This is a genomic window from Pseudomonas corni (genome assembly GCF_057128765.1).
Genome location: NZ_JBSKHW010000010.1, coordinates 105,269 through 120,057, shown reverse-complemented (window position 1 = coordinate 120,057; position 14,789 = coordinate 105,269). Strand labels below are relative to the sequence as shown.

Genomic DNA, 14,789 nt, shown 5'->3' with positions numbered 1-14,789 from the left:
ATGGATTCTCAATGCGCACGGATTATTTCGCGTTCTTCTTTTCCCTGTTTCTATCGCGTCTGGCCGATCAGATTCTGTTGTTTATCGTGCCGCTGATCGTCTACCAGACCACTGAAAGTGCATCCCTGGCTGGGCTGGCCTTTTTTATTGAGTCGCTGCCGCGCTATTTGGCCTTCCCGATCTGCGGCGCGCTGTGCGACCGGTTTTCGCCTATCAAGATCTTGCAGATCAGTCAGATTTATCGCGCTGTGGCCTGCGTCGCCGCCGTGCTCTTGAATGGCGTGTTCGAGGGCATTTACTGGCTGGTGATCCTGTCGGCAGTGTGCGGTGTGTTGACGACGCAGGGGATCATGGCAAGAGAAGTGGTCATGCCCCACATCTTTGCTCAATACCGCTACGCCAAAACCCTGTCGTACTCACAAATCGCCGACCAGAGCGGACTGGTTTTGGGCCCGCTGGTGGCAGCTTTACTGTTGGAAGTATGGACGTGGCACGCAGTTGTGATCGGTGTCGCCAGTCTTTTTATGCTGGCAGAAATGGCAATGTGGTTCTGGAAAAAACGAAGCACTGCTGTATTGCCGCGCTTCGAGCAGCATCCCGGTGCCTGGATCAAACCGCTCAAAATCGCTTTCGGGCATATCTCCTCCACGCCGCAGTTGCAGAAAATCATTACGTTGGCGGTCGGGGTAAACCTGATGATCGGCGTTACATTAGCGACTTCGGCGGCCATGGTGGTCGGCTCGTTTGGTGAATCAAAAGACCACTATGCGCTGCTGCAGGCACTGGGCGCCGGGGTCACAATCGCCATTCTGATGGTGCTCGCCAGATTTGATCTGCCCCTCAAGCTGCTGGGCGTCGCTTCCTATTCGCTTATTGTGCTCGGCGCATTAATCAGCGCTACAAGCCCTACGCTCAGTGGCTACGTGTTCGGTTTTCTGTTGATCGTCGGCTTCGACAAGATGTTCAACGTGTACATTCGCAGCGTTCGTCAGCAGGTAATTCCGGTGAAGGATTTCGGCAAAACCGTGGGCGTTATTACCTTGCTCAACAATGTTTCGCAGCCGTTGGCCGGTTTGCTGGTAGCACTGCTGACGGCGCCCATGGGTTTGCGTGGAGTCATTATCGGGTTGGCGTCACTGACCTGCATAATCGGAGTCAGCGTAACGCTCATGTTCAAAGCCCGGAATGCTGCGTCGGTCGATGGATGATGGCTGCACTCCTGGCAGACGCTTGCGTTAAGATCCTGAATACGCGGTTACATCTGGACCTCAGAGCTGAACATGGCCCCACGCATCAAAACCCGTCAACGCATCGTGCAGAACAGTCTCGAACTGTTCAATCTGCAGGGCGAGCGCAGCGTGAGTACTAACCACATTGCCGCCCACATGGAGATTTCGCCAGGCAATCTCTATTACCACTTCCCCAACAAGCAGGCGATCATCGCCGAGTTGTTCACCGAATATGAAGCCCTGGTGGATAGTTTTCTGCACCCGCCCAAGGGGCGTCTGCCCACTGTCGAAGACCAGCGCCATTACCTGATGGCCATTCTCGACTGCATGTGGCGTTATCGATTTCTGCACCGCGACCTTGAGCATCTGCTTGAAGCCGACCCTGAGCTTGCTGCGCGCTACCGACGTTTCTCGCAGCATTGTCTGATCCAGGCTATGACGATTTTTGGCGGGTTTGTCGAAGCCAATATCCTGGACATGGACAACATCCAGATCGAGTCGCTGACGCTCAATGCGTGGATCATCCTCACCTCGTGGGTCCGTTTTCTCTGCACTCTGCGGGAAAACGCCGCATTCCTGAGCGAAAACGCCATTCGCCGGGGTGTATACCAAGTGCTGGCGCTGACAACGGCCTATGTCACCCCGCAGGCGCGAGATGCTGTGGACGCTTTGTGCCAAGAATTTTACGTGCCGCTGACTCAGGCATTGGAGGAAGCGTCCTGAAGCTTGTCTATCTGTTCATGTCGAACCAATGATCCCCTTTTGATTGCCAGCAGGAGCCCATCATGTCCATCGCGCAACTGATCAGCCCACAACAATTGGCCGAGCGCCAACAACAACCCGGGCTGGTGATTCTCGATTGTCGTTCCTCTCTTGAAGACCTGGACTACGGCCAACGTAGCTACGCAGAAGGACACATTGAGGGCGCCTCCTACGCTGACTTGCTCAATGACCTGAGTGGCGCGATCAAGAAAGGCGTGACAGGCCGCCATCCGCTACCCGATCCACAGGCGTTGATCGAACGCCTGCAAACCTGGGGCGTGAACAACGACAGCGATATCGTGCTGTATGACGACGGCCCCGGCGCTTTTGCCGCCCGGGCGTGGTGGTTGCTGGCGTGGCTGGGCAAGCGCGACGGCGTGTTCATTCTCGACGGCGGCTTGAAAGCCTGGCACGCAGCGGGTCTGCCGCTGAGCCTGGATTCAACCTCACATAAGCAGGGCTTTTTCAGCGGGCAGCCCGATGACTCGCTGGTACTGACGGCTCAAGAGCTGCAGGAGCGATTGGGGCAACCTGAGCTGACGTTGATCGATGCACGGGCACCCGCGCGCTTTCGGGGGGAAGTCGAGCCGATCGATCCGGTTGCCGGGCACATCCCGGGCGCGCAGTGCGCAGCTTTCACGGATAACCTTGGGGCTGATGGACGGTTTCTTCCCGCTGAGCAGCTCAAGCAGCGCTTTGCCCAAGCGCTGGCTGGGCGGTCGCCGGACAAGCTGGTGGCTTATTGCGGCTCGGGAGTGACGGCTTGTCATAACCTGTTCGCGCTGTGCCTGGCGGGCTACCCGTTGGGCGGGCTGTATGCCGGATCGTGGAGCGAGTGGATTACCGATCCTGCGCGTGAAGTCGCGACCGGCGAGTAACGAAATACCCTGTAGGAGCGCGCTTGCCCGCGATGCGATTTATCAGCCAACAAATGCGTCATGGTCAGATTGCAATCGCGGGCAAGCCCGCTCCTACAGTCGACTTTTGCGTATTTCAAATCTGCCCCATCCCCCAGCGCAACAAGAAGAACACCAACAGACCGCCACCGATGGTCGCCAACAGATTCCGGCTGAATGCGGCAATCGCTATCGCCACGATGCCTGCCAGCAGATACGCGTTATCCAGCGTCATCTGCCAATGCTCGCCATCTGGTATCAACATGCCTGGCACCACAATGGCAGTCAGCACAGCCGTCGGCACGTAATGCAAGCCTTGGCGCACCACGGGCGGGAAGCGCAGGTTTGGCCAGGCGAACAGGCTGTAGCGCATCAAAAAGGTAATCGCGGTCATCCCCAATATCAGCCACCAATAGCTCACGAACTCACCTCCCCACCTGACGCATCTTCAGGGGTTCGCCAGCGTTCCAGCACGACCCCGACCGCGATGCCGCTGAACGCTGCGGCCATCAATCCAAGCTTGTAGGGCAGGGTGTAGGTCATCAGCGCCACGGCGCCAGCGGCCAATGCTGCGGCGATCTGCGGCCGATTGCGCAAAAGCGGCACGACGATGCCGATAAAGGTTGCCAGCATCGCGAACTCCAGCCCCCAACTCGCCATGTCCGGCACCGCTTGCCCGAACAACACGCCCACCAGCGAACTGCTCACCCAACAGGCATATAACGCGCTGGTCACACCCAGCCAATACCAATGCGCCAGTGGCGTGCGGCCATGCACCAGGTAAAAACGCTGAACCACGGCAAAGGTTTCGTCAGTCAGCCAGAACGCCAACAGCAGGCGCCAGCGCTGGGGCAGCCCTTGTACTTGGGGCTGCAAGGTTGCGCTGTAGAGGACGTGGCGCAGGTTGACGATAGTGGCGCAGGTTGACGATAAAGGTGGTCAGCAGAATCACCACGGCGCTGGCGCCAGCGCCCATCAGGCTGATGACGATGAACTGCGCTGAGCCGGCATAGACGAACAGCGACATCCCGACCGCTTGCCATAACGACAGGCCTGAGACGCCAGCCAGAGTTCCGAAGATGATGCCGAAGGGCGCAATGCCGACCAGCATGGGCACACTGTCGCGAAGGCCGCGAACGAAGACTTGACTGCGTGACATGGGAGTTTCTCCTTATGCCACGCATGTTAAGCGAGTGATTACCGGCTGTCTGGAATGATCGTGCATGGGCAACGGCGACCTCTTGTAGGAGCGCGCTTGCCCGCGATTGCGGTGCGTCAGCCAAAAATATGTGACTGACAAAAAGCAATCGCGGGCAAGCGCGCTCCTATGACAGTGGGGTGCCGTGCACATCCAGCAGCCAGGCCGGAATCCTGCGTTCTAGGTAATACGTGGGGTTTTTGATCGATCCGTCGACAAATCCGACATGTCCGCCTCGGCTTTGCAGGTCAAACTCGGTGCTCGCTGACAGCTCTGACGTTTCGGGAAGGCTGTGCTTGAACACGAAAGGATCGTCTAGCGCCTGGATCAGCAGGGTCGGCGTGCGGATTTCGCCCAGAAAGTAGCGGCTGGACGCGCGTCGGTAGTAATCCTGCGCGTCCAGGAAACCGTTAAGCGGCGCGGTCACCCGGCCATCAAAGTCCCAAAACGTGCGCATGTTCTCCAGCGAACCCAACGCTGAAAGTTCTGCCAGCCCTTCGCTCAACCCTTCGTGCTGGAAGCGCCGCTGCTTGTCCTTGATGTAGCCCACCATTTCGCGCATGAAATGCCGCTGATAGACCTTGGAAAAGCCCTGGCCTATTCGGTCCGCGCATTCGTCCAGCCGGAACGGTACCGACACGGCCACGGCGCCCTGCAGATTGCTGTTCAGTCCGGATTCGCCCAAGTGCTTGAGCAAAATATTGCCACCCAGCGAATAGCCCACCGCGTAAAGCGGCGCGAGAGGGCGAGCTGCACGCAGATGGGCGATGGCCGCAGCCAGATCCTCACTCGCACCTGAGTGGTAGCTGCGTGACAGCAAGTTGGGTTCGCCCGAGCATCCGCGCCAGTTCAGCGCCACGCTGGCCCAGCCCTTGGTTGCCATGGCCTGTTGCAGACCAGCGACGTAGGGGGAATTGCTGGACCCGGTCAGGCCGTGCAGCACTAGCACCAACGGAATGTGCGCTTCGTGAGGACCGTGCCAGTCCATGTCCAGAAAATCGCCATCGTCCAGCCACATCCGTTCACGCCTGCGCTCAAGATGAACGGTTTTGCGCCAGAGCGGGCCCCACAAGGTCTGCAAGTGAGGGTTGCCCAGGCCAGTGGCGGGTTTGAAGGGTTTGGTGCAGAAGCTTGGCACGCGTAGCTCCGGTGGCAGTTCAGGGATTTGCATTCGGTCTGTAGGAGCCGACTTGTTGGCGAGGCGACGCGTCAGGCTAATTGCCTCGCGAATGAATTCGCTCCTACAGGGATGCGTCAGCCCGCAGTTACGCTTCTTTCCCACAATGCGTAATGCACTTGTCCGGCCTTTTTCTCGCGGTGCAGACGCCAGTTACCCGGCAGCCCCAATGTGGACGGCGCCGTCTCGCTTTCAGTGTAGATCCACGCGTTATCCGCCAGCCAGTTGCGCTCTTCCAGCAAGGTGCACGCCGGGACGAGCAAATTCTGGTGAAACGGCGGATCAAGGAAGACCACGTCGAACTGCTCGGCGACCTGAGTCTCCAGATAGCGCAGTGCATCGTCCTTGGCTGCTTTGCCAACTGTGCAGCGCAACGTACCCAGATGCTCGCGCAGGTTCGACACAACGGCCGAATTGCTGTCCAGCGCCAGGCCCATGGTTGCGCCACGGGACAGCGCTTCGAGGTACAGCGCGCCGCTGCCGACAAACGGGTCCAGCACGCGGGCGCCTGCAATGTAGGGAGCAAGCCAGTTGAAGACTGTTTCCCGGACGCGGTCCGGTGTGGGGCGCAGGCCTGGTGTGTCGGGGAAGCTCAGACGACGGCTGCGCCACTCGCCGCCGATAATCCGCAGATGGCCAAGACCGGTATGGATTTTGTGCCCTTTATGAATGCGGGGCGGCTGGTTAGTAGACATTAATGCTCCGGAACGCCGAGCGGTTGCTCGGCCGGTTTGTCAGTGGGCGGTGGCAGAGGCTTCTGCGGGACGGTTGGCCCGGCAGTCACGATCACCAGCTTGTCGGCGTCGAGGTGCTTGTTCATGACAGCTTTGACCTGCTCGATGGTCAGGCTTTGCGACTGCTGCATGAAGTCTTCAAGGTAGTTCAGTGGCAGACCATAGAAGCCAATAGCGCCCAGTTGCCCGACGATTGCCGAGTTGCTCGCGGTCGACAGCGGGAAGCTGCCCGCCAGCTCGCGCTTGGCGTCGTCCAATTCTTTCTGGGTGGGGCCGTTGGCCAGGTAGTCACGGACAATGTCCTTGACCAGCTTGAGCGTGTTATCGCTCAGCTCGGCACGGGTTTGCAGCCCGATCATGAACGGGCCTTGCGCCTGCATGGGCGTGAACCCTGAGGATACGCCATAGGACAGCCCGCGTTTTTCCCGGACTTCGGTCATCAGTCTGCTGCCAAAACCACCACCACCCAGCACCGAGTTCCCCAGCGACAAGGCAGCGTAATCGGGGTCGGCGCGGTCGATGCCCAATTCGGCCAGCATCAAGTGCGTCTGTTTGGACGGGAACTCGATATGGGTTTCAACCGCTTTGGGTTCCGCAGGCTGCGGCATTTTCGGCAGCGCCGGGCCTTTGGGCAGCGACGATGAAACCTGCTCGGCGACTGTCTCAGCTTCGCTGCGTGACAGATCGCCGACCAGCGCGATCACGGTGTTGCCCGCCGCATAGGCCCGGGCATGAAAGGCTTTTAGTTGAGCAACAGTAATCGGCGTGATGCTTTTGGCAGTGCCGTCACTAGGGTGGGCATACGGGTGATCGCCGTACAAGCGCTTGAACAGCTCATCGCCCGCCAGCTTTCCTGGGTTCTGTTTCTGGTATTCGAAGCTGGCCAGTAACTGGTTTTTGATCCGCGCCAGTGAGTCGGTCGGAAACGTCGGCTTGCCTACAACGTCCGAGAACAGCTTCAGCGCCGGATCGCGCTTGTCCGTCGCGCTCAGGCTGCGCAGCGACGCCACTGCCATGTCGCGATAGGAGCCATTGCCGAAGTCAGCTCCCAGCCCTTCAAAGCCTTCAGCGATGGCGCTGACGTCCTTGCCTTTAACGCCTTCGTTAAGCATGGCGTTGGTGATCAGCGCGATGCCGGGGGTCTTTTGATCCTGACTGCTGCCAGCGGCAAAGATCAGTCGCAAATCGAACATTGGCAATTCATGGGCTTCGACGAACATGACCCTGGCGCCTTCGGCGGTTTGCCAGGTCTGGATGTTCAGGTCACGGCGCGCCGGTGCTTTGCCGTCAAGTTCTTTCAGTGATTCGAGCGTGTTGGCCGGTTTGACGGGCGCTTGCTCTGCGCTTGCAGCAGGTGCTGTCGCCTCAGGTGCGCTGTCGGCAAAAGCCGAGGTCGCGCCGAACAGGCCAAGCGTCATGGCGATCAGCAATGCAGTGGCCCGCGGTCGCGCTTGTGGTGTCACGTTGCGCTTACTCATGGGCTTTCTCCTCAGGCAAAACATGCGCAATGGCGAGGCGCTCGCGGGTGAAATACGTGCGAGCCGCCTTCTGGATGTCCTCTGGGGTGACGCTTTGCAGCGATTCAAGCTCGTCGTCCATCAATTTCCACGACAGGCCGACCGTTTCCAGCTGACCGATGGTAGTCGCCTGGCTGGTAATCGAATCACGCTCGAACACCACGCCTGCAATGACTTGGGCGCGAACCCGCTCAAGCTCTTCCTTGGACGGCGGTTTGGTTTTCAGCTCGTTGAGCAGGCGCCAGATTCCGGCTTCGGCGTCCGCAAGCGTCTTCTTCTTTTGCGCATTCGGCGTGGCATTAATGGTGAACAGGCTGTCGCCGCGGCTGAAGGCGTCGTAATCAGACGATGCGCCGCTCACCAGTTCTTCCCCTCGTTCCAGGCGCGAAGGAATGCGTGCGCTGTAGCCGCCGTCGAGCAGGGCTGAAATCAACCGCAGAGCATTGACCATGCGCGGGTCTTCGGCGGTGGCGAGGCTCGGTACGTTGAAGCCGTACATCAAGCCTGGCATCTGCGTGGCCACATGAATAGTGATCTGGCGTTCGCCGGGTTCGGCCAGCTCCAGCGGTTTCTTGGCGGGAGGCACGTCGCGGCGAGGTACCGGTCCGAACCAGCGTTCGGCCAGGGCCTTTACTTCATCGGGTTCCACATCGCCGACCACCACCAGCGTGGCGTTGTTCGGCACGTACCAGGATTCGTACCAGTGGCGCAGTTCCTGAACGCTCATGCGATCAAGGTCCGCCATCCAGCCGATAGTCGGCGTGTGATAGCCGCTGGCGGGGTAGGCCATGGCTTTGAAGCGCTCGTAAGCCTTGGAATTTGGCTTGTCATCTGTGCGCAAGCGGCGCTCCTCCTTGATGACTTCGATCTCGCGGCTGAATTCTTCAGGCGGCAGGCGCAATGTCGCCATGCGGTCGGCTTCCAACTCGAAAGCTACGCTCAAACGATCACGGGCCAGAACCTGGTAGTAAGCGGTGTAATCGTCGCTGGTGAAGGCGTTTTCTTCGGCGCCCAAGTCGCGCAGGATCAGCGACGCCTCGCCGGGGCCTGCTTTGGAGCTGCCTTTGAACATCATGTGTTCAAGCGCGTGAGACAAACCGGTCTGGCCCGGGGTCTCGTAGCTCGAACCAACTTTGTACCAGACCTGCGAAACCACCACGGGCGCACGATGGTCCTCGCGCACGACGACCTTGAGGCCGTTATCCAGTGTGAATTCATGAGTGGGTTGCGGGTCGGCTGCCAAAGCTGTCAAGGGCAGACAAATCGTGCTGAGCAGCAGGCCTGCGGCGCAGCGGGCTAGAGCATTCATTCGTAATCGGAACCTTCGAAGCGGCCAGCGCGAACTTAGCGCTGGCGGGCGCGGGGGTGTTAGGATAGCGGCCGGTTTGCTTGCCGACTACGACTAAGACATCAGCTTAGGAATCGGACTACCGCAAAATCGTCCAGCCGACGCGATCCTGTAGGAGCTGCCGAAGGCTGCGAAGCGGTTTTGCGGTTGATAACGTTCAGCCAACAGATGAACAAGCCGACATAAAAGCAGTCTGTTTCGCATCCATAGAATTTTTCAGAGGCGCCGCTCTGGCGCGTCGCTACCGTGAGATAGCCGTCCTCCATGTTTGGTTCCAACGACGACAAGAAGACCCCAGCCCCGGCTGGCGAGAAGAAAGGCCTGTTCGGATGGCTGCGCAAAAAGCCGCAGGAAACCGTCGCCGATCAGCCCCAAGACTTATCCACAGCAGCGCCTGAACCTGTCGTTGAACAGACGCCGGTCGTTGCTGAGCCGCCGATTGCCCCGGCAACCGCGCCTGAGCCCGTCGTGCCGGTTACCACACCGATCGAGTCTGCCCCGGTGGCCGAGCACATCGCTTCTCAAGCCCCTGCTGCTCAGCCGTGGCTTAAGCTGCCGGTTGCTGAAGAGCCGGTTGCCCTGACCGATGAGCGTGCGCCCCATGTCACGCCGCCAATCCCCGCGCACACGGCCTCCCATGTCGAGGCGGCCATTGATGTTGCTCCCACAGAGCCTGTACAACCGCCGGTTGCCGTGACCCCGGCCCAGGTGGCGCCTGCCATTGAGCCGTTGCCCGCTGTCGAAAACCCGCCTCCAATTGCCGAGCCTGCGTTTGTCGCGGCGGCAGTCACACCAGCGCCAACACCTGCGACGCCCGAGCCTGTGGTTGCACCTGTCATCCCGGCGCCGCTCGTCGAGCCACCTTCAGTCCCTGTGGTTGCGGCGCCCGTTGCAACTGCCGAATCCAAACAACCCGGCTTTTTCGCCCGCCTCAAGCAAGGCCTGTCGAAAACCAGCGCCAGTCTTGGCGAAGGCATGGCCAGCCTGTTCCTCGGGAAAAAAGCCATCGACGACGACATGCTCGATGAGCTTGAAACCCGTCTGTTAACGGCTGATGTTGGCGTCGAAGCCACAACCTTGATCGTCAAGAACCTGACCCAAAAGGTCGCCCGCAAGCAGTTGACCGACAGCGACGCGTTGTACGCTTCTCTGCAGGGCGAATTGACTGCGATGCTCAAGCCGGTTGAGCAGCCGCTGGTAATCAAGAGCGAGCACAAACCGTTCGTGATTCTGGTAGTGGGCGTCAATGGCGCGGGCAAAACCACGACGATCGGCAAACTGGCGAAAAAGCTTCAGCTAGACGGCAAGAAAGTCATGCTGGCGGCGGGTGACACATTCCGTGCGGCGGCAGTTGAACAGCTGCAGGTATGGGGTGAGCGCAATAGTATTCCGGTCATTGCCCAGCACACGGGCGCAGACTCTGCATCGGTAATCTTCGACGCCGTGCAGGCCGCCAAGGCCCGCGGCATCGATGTGCTGATCGCTGACACCGCCGGGCGTCTGCATACCAAAGACAACCTGATGGAAGAACTGAAGAAAGTGCGCCGCGTCATCAGCAAGCTTGATGCTGATGCGCCCCACGAAGTGCTGCTGGTGCTGGATGCAGGAACAGGTCAGAACGCGATCAATCAGGCCAAGCAATTCAATCAGACCGTCAATTTGACCGGCCTTGCGCTGACCAAGCTCGATGGCACGGCCAAGGGTGGGGTTATCTTCGCTTTGGCCAAGCAGTTCGGTCTGCCGATCCGTTACATCGGTGTCGGCGAAGGTATCGACGACCTGCGCACATTCGAGGCCGAGCCTTTCGTTCAGGCCTTGTTCGCGGAACGGGAGCGCCCATGATTCGTTTCGAGCAGGTTGCCAAACGCTATCCCAATGGTCATGTCGGCCTGCATGAACTGAGCTTTCGCGTGCGTCGTGGCGAGTTTCTGTTCGTGACCGGCCATTCCGGCGCTGGCAAAAGTACATTGCTACGTTTGCTATTGGCAATGGAGCGTCCAACCTCCGGCAAATTGCTGTTGGCGGGGCAAGACCTGGGTCAAATCAGCAACGCGCAAATTCCTTTCCTGCGCCGCCAGATTGGAGTGGTGTTCCAGAATCACCAACTGCTTTTCGACCGCACGGTGTTCAACAACATCGCGTTGCCGTTGCAGATCCTCGGCTTGTCCAAGCCTGAAATCGTCAAGCGAGTGGATTCTGCCCTTGAGCGTGTGGCGCTATCGGATAAAGCCGAGCTGTACCCCGGTGACTTGTCCACAGGTCAGCAGCAGCGCGTCGGCATTGCCCGCGCCATCGTTCACCGCCCGGCCTTGTTGCTGGCGGATGAGCCCACCGGCAACCTCGATCCACGACTGGCCGCTGAAATCATGGGCGTATTCGAAGACATCAACCGTCTGGGCACCAGCGTGCTGATCGCCAGTCACGACCTGGCACTGATCGCACGCATGCGCCACCGCATGCTGACGCTGCAACGCGGTCGATTGATCGGTGATGGGGAGGCGGGCGCATGAGTGCCACACGCAGCCCTAAGGTGTCAGAGCGCGTCGCGCCCAAAGCCGGCGAGCCTGACCCGAAGAAGAAAAAACAGCGCAACGAAGACGACGGTCCCGATTTCGGCACCCTGTTTCATGCCTGGATTGAAGCGCATCGTTCAAGCCTGATCGACAGCTTGCGCCGTTTGGGCAAGCAGCCGATCGGCAGCTTCTTTACCTGTCTGGTCATGGCCATTGCGCTGAGCCTGCCGATGGGCTTGTCGTTGCTACTGAGCAATGTCGAGCGGCTGGGCGGGTCCTGGCAGCGTGCTGCGCAGATTTCGCTTTATCTGCAATTGGATGCGTCCCCCAATGAGGGTGACGCGTTGGTTGGCCAGATCAAAGGCATGCCTGGCGTTGCCGATGCGCAGTACATCAGCCGTGATCAGGCGCTCAAAGAGTTCCAGCAGCAGTCTGGGCTGGGTGAGGCGCTCAAGGAATTGCCGGAAAACCCGTTGCCGGGTGTTGTGGTGGTCACGCCTGATGAAGTTGACAAACCCGCGCTGGAGGCGTTACGTACGCGTCTGGCCGAATTGCCCAAGGTTCAGCAGGCTCAGCTGGATTTGGTCTGGGTCGAGCGGCTTGCCGCAATTTTGAAGCTTGGCGACCGATTTGTTTTCGGGCTGACCTTGCTATTGGTCGCCGCGCTGTTGTTGGTTATCGGTAACACCATTCGTCTGCACATCGAGAACCGTCGAACGGAAATCGAAGTCATCAAACTGGTGGGTGGTACTGACAGCTATGTTCGCAGGCCCTTCCTTTATATGGGCGCGTTGTATGGCCTGGGGGCAGGGGTTTTGTCCTGGGGTGTGCTGGCGTTTGGCTTGAACTGGTTGAACGAGTCAGTGGTCCGGCTGGCGGGGCTGTATGGCAGCAACTTTTCGCTGGCTGGCGTGCCTACCGCGGACGGTCTTTCTCTCTTGCTTGGGGCTGTGCTGTTGGGGTATATCGGTGCGTGGATTGCAGTGGCGCGCCATTTAAGAGAGCTGGCACCTCGTTAAGTTATCGTTCAGTTTTTCCGTGTATATTTTGTTTCATCTATTGACTTTTCAGCTCAGGGAACTTGTTTAGCGGTCCCCGGTCAATTTCGCAGTGCTGAACTGCACGAATACGTGAGTCGGAGGTTTTTTCGTATGACCACTTCTATGCAACCTGTTTATGCCCTGGTTCCCGGTGCAAACCTTGAAGCCTATGTGCACACGGTTAACAGCATCCCGCTGCTGACCCCTGAACAGGAGCGTGAACTGGCCGAGAGTCTCTATTATGAGCAGGATCTTGGGGCGGCTCGGCAGATGGTGCTCGCCCACCTGCGTTTTGTTGTGCATATCGCACGCAGTTATTCCGGATACGGGCTGGCCCAGGCTGACCTGATTCAGGAAGGTAATGTCGGCTTGATGAAAGCCGTGAAGCGTTTTAACCCTGAGATGGGTGTGCGTCTGGTGTCCTTCGCGGTTCACTGGATCAAGGCTGAAATTCACGAGTTCATTCTGCGCAACTGGCGCATCGTGAAAGTCGCGACCACCAAAGCCCAGCGCAAACTGTTCTTCAATCTGCGCAGCCAGAAGAAACGTCTGGCCTGGCTGAACAACGAAGAAGTGCATCGCGTGGCTGAAAGCCTTGGCGTTGAGCCGCGTGAAGTGCGCGAGATGGAAAGTCGCTTGACCGGTCATGACATGGCGTTCGACCCGGCTGCTGAGGCCGACGACGACAGCGCATTCCAATCGCCGGCTAACTATTTGGAAGACCATCGTTACGATCCGGCGCGTCAGCTGGAAGATTCCGACTGGACTGACACCTCGACCGCGAACCTGCACGAAGCGTTGAATGTTCTGGATGATCGCAGCCGCGACATTCTCTATCAGCGCTGGCTGGCTGAAGAGAAGGCCACGCTGCATGACCTGGCAGAGAAGTACAACGTCTCTGCCGAGCGGATTCGTCAGCTTGAGAAGAGCGCGATGAACAAGCTCAAGGTCTCGATCGCTGCCTAAGCGCTAGATGCTACAACTGAAAACGCCCCGATCTGATCGGGGCGTTTTTGTTTGTTGACGCGACAAGTGTCGGTGTAGGAGCGCGCTTGCCCGCGATGGCGTCAGCGCCTTAAACATCACCGGGTCGGGTAGATCGCGATCGCGGGCAAGCGCGCTCCTACATGGGAACAGGCAAATCTAAAGCTCATTACCATCTGCGGCTGTGATTGAGCCCCACTAGATACTCATCCCCGCCCAGCTGGCGCATCTGCTGACGAATCCAGCCCGCGCGCCGTGACACATAACTGCTTGGGCGGCTGGCGCTCCATTCACGAGGGTTAGGCAGGACGGCCGCCAGATAACTCGCCTGCTGAGTCGACAGCTGCCCCGCGTTCACATGGAAATGATGCTGCGCAGCGGCTTGCGCGCCAAACACACCCTCATCCCACTCCACACTGTTCAGGTAAACCTCAAGAATTCGCTGTTTGGACCACAATATCTCGATCAAACCGGTGAACCAGGCTTCCAGACCTTTTCGCAGATAACTGCGGCCAGACCACAGAAAGAGGTTCTTCGACACCTGCTGGCTCAGCGTGCTGGCGCCGCGCAACGAACCGCCCTGTTCGTTATGAACAAGCGCTGCCTGGATAGCGTCGATGTCGAAACCCCAGTGCTCGGCGAACTTCTGATCTTCCCCGGCAATAACGGCGACTTTCAAATCGTTGGAGATTTTGTCCCACGGCTGCCAGTCGCGCTGCAGGTCGATGGGCTGGCCGTTGAACCACGATTCAACCTTGCGTTCTACCATCAGCGCAGTGCCCGGAGGTGGCACCCAGCGAAAGATCAATACCAGCACGACACTCGCCGCTGCGAACCAGAGCAGTCCTTTGACGACACGTTGAAGAAGTAAACGCAGCATAGAGATGGCTTGGCCGAACCCATTGAGCGGGCCATTATACAGACCACGCGCCATTGAACGATTTTTGACTGGAGTTACCTATGCTTCGAACCTTTCTGATGTTGGCCGCTTTCTTCGGTTTTACTGGTGTCGCGCTGGGCGCATTCGGCGCCCACGGCCTGAAAAACCGTCTCAGCGCCGAGTACATGGCGATATTCCAGACCGGCGTGCTCTACCAATTGATCCACGCGCTGGCAATCTTTGGTGTGGCATTGCTGGCGATGCAGATCCAGGGGCGATTGGTCACCTACGCAGGTATTGCGTTCACACTGGGTATCATCCTGTTCTCCGGCAGCTTGTATTTGCTTACCCTGACCGGCATCAGCAAGATAGGAATCATCACCCCGATTGGCGGCCTGTGCTTCCTGCTGGGTTGGGCGATTTTGGGCTGGACCGCCTGGCAGCTGGGTATCGAAACGCTCTGATCGGGCAAACCTGACTCACCAGTCCAGCGCAAGACGAATGGCGCGGC

General features: G+C 58.8%; 14 protein-coding genes and 1 pseudogene. 8 read left to right on the top strand and 7 right to left on the bottom strand.

What is annotated here, in order from left to right; all coding sequences use genetic code 11:
* Nucleotides 1–11: 11 nt before the first annotated feature.
* The 3 genes from ACWKV9_RS16660 (at nt 12) to ACWKV9_RS16650 (ending at nt 2,869) form a co-directional block, all read left to right on the top strand.
* Nucleotides 12–1,208, top strand: coding sequence for an MFS transporter (locus ACWKV9_RS16660; RefSeq protein WP_483837230.1), 1,197 nt, complete (start codon nt 12–14; stop codon nt 1,206–1,208).
* Nucleotides 1,209–1,280: 72 nt separating this feature from the next.
* Nucleotides 1,281–1,952 (top strand): TetR/AcrR family transcriptional regulator, encoded by a 672-nt coding sequence (locus tag ACWKV9_RS16655; protein WP_483837229.1) that lies wholly within the window; start codon nt 1,281–1,283, stop codon nt 1,950–1,952.
* Nucleotides 1,953–2,014: 62 nt separating this feature from the next.
* Complete coding sequence (locus ACWKV9_RS16650) at nt 2,015–2,869, top strand: sulfurtransferase (RefSeq protein WP_483837228.1); 855 nt, start codon at nt 2,015–2,017, stop codon at nt 2,867–2,869.
* Nucleotides 2,870–2,984: 115 nt separating this feature from the next.
* Here ACWKV9_RS16650 and ACWKV9_RS16645 read toward each other — a convergent pair whose 3' ends face one another.
* The 6 genes and pseudogenes from ACWKV9_RS16645 to ACWKV9_RS16620 all read right to left on the bottom strand — a co-directional run bounded on the left by ACWKV9_RS16645 (nt 2,985) and on the right by ACWKV9_RS16620 (nt 8,822).
* On the bottom strand, nt 2,985–3,308 hold the full coding sequence (locus ACWKV9_RS16645) for an AzlD domain-containing protein (protein ID WP_483837227.1): 324 nt from the start codon (nt 3,306–3,308) through the stop codon (nt 2,985–2,987).
* A pseudogene (locus ACWKV9_RS16640) lies at nt 3,305–4,046 on the bottom strand (AzlC family ABC transporter permease). The gene ACWKV9_RS16645 and the pseudogene ACWKV9_RS16640 overlap by 4 nt, the downstream one beginning before the upstream one ends.
* 166 nt (nt 4,047–4,212) lie before the next feature.
* On the bottom strand, nt 4,213–5,223 hold the full coding sequence (locus ACWKV9_RS16635) for a hydrolase (RefSeq protein ID WP_483837226.1): 1,011 nt from the start codon (nt 5,221–5,223) through the stop codon (nt 4,213–4,215).
* A 116-nt stretch (nt 5,224–5,339) separates the two neighbouring features.
* Entirely contained in the window at nt 5,340–5,957 is a 618-nt protein-coding gene (gene rsmD, locus ACWKV9_RS16630; RefSeq protein WP_483837225.1) for a 16S rRNA (guanine(966)-N(2))-methyltransferase RsmD, read from the bottom strand.
* A complete protein-coding gene (locus tag ACWKV9_RS16625; RefSeq protein WP_483837224.1) occupies nt 5,957–7,474 on the bottom strand; it encodes a M16 family metallopeptidase in 1,518 nt (505 codons plus the stop codon). The genes rsmD and ACWKV9_RS16625 overlap by 1 nt, the downstream gene beginning before the upstream one ends.
* A complete protein-coding gene (locus ACWKV9_RS16620; RefSeq protein WP_483837223.1) occupies nt 7,467–8,822 on the bottom strand; it encodes a M16 family metallopeptidase in 1,356 nt (451 codons plus the stop codon). Before ACWKV9_RS16620 ends, ACWKV9_RS16625 begins: the two co-directional genes overlap by 8 nt.
* 303 nt (nt 8,823–9,125) lie before the next feature.
* Here ACWKV9_RS16620 and ftsY point away from each other — a divergent pair, with 303 nt between their 5' ends.
* From ftsY to rpoH, 4 genes are all read left to right on the top strand, one after another.
* Nucleotides 9,126–10,703: a signal recognition particle-docking protein FtsY gene (ftsY, locus tag ACWKV9_RS16615; protein ID WP_483837222.1), complete on the top strand. Its 1,578-nt coding sequence runs from the start codon at nt 9,126–9,128 to the stop codon at nt 10,701–10,703.
* Nucleotides 10,700–11,371 (top strand): cell division ATP-binding protein FtsE, encoded by a 672-nt coding sequence (gene ftsE, locus ACWKV9_RS16610; RefSeq protein ID WP_483837221.1) that lies wholly within the window; start codon nt 10,700–10,702, stop codon nt 11,369–11,371. Before ftsY ends, ftsE begins: the two co-directional genes overlap by 4 nt.
* A complete protein-coding gene (ftsX, locus tag ACWKV9_RS16605) occupies nt 11,368–12,393 on the top strand; it encodes a permease-like cell division protein FtsX (protein WP_483837220.1) in 1,026 nt (341 codons plus the stop codon). Before ftsE ends, ftsX begins: the two co-directional genes overlap by 4 nt.
* A 132-nt stretch (nt 12,394–12,525) precedes the next feature.
* Nucleotides 12,526–13,380, top strand: a complete 855-nt coding sequence (gene rpoH, locus ACWKV9_RS16600; RefSeq protein WP_483837219.1) for an RNA polymerase sigma factor RpoH — start codon at nt 12,526–12,528, stop codon at nt 13,378–13,380.
* Nucleotides 13,381–13,567: 187 nt separating this feature from the next.
* Here the strand turns inward: rpoH and mtgA are convergent, their stop codons facing one another.
* On the bottom strand, nt 13,568–14,278 hold the full coding sequence (gene mtgA, locus ACWKV9_RS16595) for a monofunctional biosynthetic peptidoglycan transglycosylase (protein WP_483837218.1): 711 nt from the start codon (nt 14,276–14,278) through the stop codon (nt 13,568–13,570).
* A gap of 80 nt (nt 14,279–14,358) precedes the next feature.
* On the opposite strand from mtgA, the gene ACWKV9_RS16590 reads away from it, so the two are divergent.
* On the top strand, nt 14,359–14,742 hold the full coding sequence (locus ACWKV9_RS16590) for a DUF423 domain-containing protein (protein WP_483837217.1): 384 nt from the start codon (nt 14,359–14,361) through the stop codon (nt 14,740–14,742).
* The last annotated feature ends 47 nt before the right edge of the window (nt 14,743–14,789 follow it).